Source organism: Wenjunlia tyrosinilytica, from assembly GCF_014646055.1.
Taxonomy (GTDB): Bacteria; Actinomycetota; Actinomycetes; order Streptomycetales; family Streptomycetaceae; genus Wenjunlia; species Wenjunlia tyrosinilytica.
The window spans coordinates 1-1,150 of record NZ_BMMS01000138.1; the positions used below are offsets into that span (position 1 = coordinate 1).

Sequence of the window (1,150 nt, forward strand, 5' to 3'; positions counted from 1 at the left end):
TCGGGTCCGCCCAGTCCGGTGAAGGTGACCGTGCCGGTGGGGATCCCCGAACCCGGGGCGACGGCCGTCACGGTGGCGCACACGGTCACGGCCTGTCCGCAGACCGAGGGATCGGGTGTGGCGGTGACGGAGGTGGTGGTGGATGCTTCGGTGACGGTGACGGTGGTGGTGCCGACGGAGCCGAGGAAGCAGGGGTCTTCGCCGTTGTAGGTGGCGGTGACGGTGCCGGTGGTCAGGGTGGTGACGGCGGTGGTGCAGGCTTGTCCGGTGGCGTCGAGGGTGACGGTTTGGTCGGGTCCGCCCAGTCCGGTGAAGGTGACCGTGCCGGTGGGGATCCCCGAACCCGGGGCGACGGCCGTCACGGTGGCGCACACCGTTACCGCCTGTCCGCAGACCGAGGGATCGGGTGTGGCGGTGACCGAGGTCGTGGTGGATGCTTCGGTGACGGTGACGGTGGTGGTGCCGACCGAGCCGAGGAAGCAGGGGTCCTCGCCGTTGTAGGTGGCGGTGACCGTTCCGGAGGTCAGCGTCGTGACGGCGGTGGTGCAGGCTTGTCCGGTGGCGTCGAGGGTGACGGTTTGGTCGGGTCCGCCGAGTCCGGTGAAGGTGACCGTGCCGGTGGGGATCCCCGAACCCGGGGCGACGGCCGTCACGGTGGCGCACACCGTTACCGCCTGTCCGCAGACCGAGGGGTCTGGGGTGGCGGTTACGGAGGTGGTGGTCGATGCCTCGTTGACGGTGATGGCCACGGTCCCCGTGGAGCCGAGGAAGCAGGCGTCTTCACCGTTGTAGGTGGCGGTGACCGTTTCGGTCGTGAGGGTGGTGACGGCCGTGGTGCAGGCCTGGCCGGAGGCGTCGAGGGCGACGGTTTGGTTCAGCCCGCTGGGGCTGGTGAAGGTGACCGTGCCGGTCGGAGTCCCAGATCCTGGCGGGTTGGCCACGACGGTGGCGCAGATGGTGACGGCCTGTCCGCAGACGGACGGGTCCGGTGTGGCGGTTACGGAGGTGGTGGTGGATGCCTCGTTGACGGTGACCGTGACCGTCCCCGTGGATCCGAGGAAGCACTCGTCTTCGCCGTTGTAGGTGGCGGTGACGGTGCCGGTGGTCAGGGTGGTGACGGCGGTGGTGCAGGCTTGTCCGGTGGCGTCGA

At 69.7% G+C, this 1,150-nt stretch carries 1 protein-coding gene; it reads right to left on the minus strand.

Annotated elements, in window-relative coordinates:
* Nucleotides 1-1,150, minus strand: a 1,150-nt coding sequence (locus IEY86_RS37765) for an Ig-like domain repeat protein (protein WP_189136087.1), incomplete at both ends; no start/stop codon positions are given.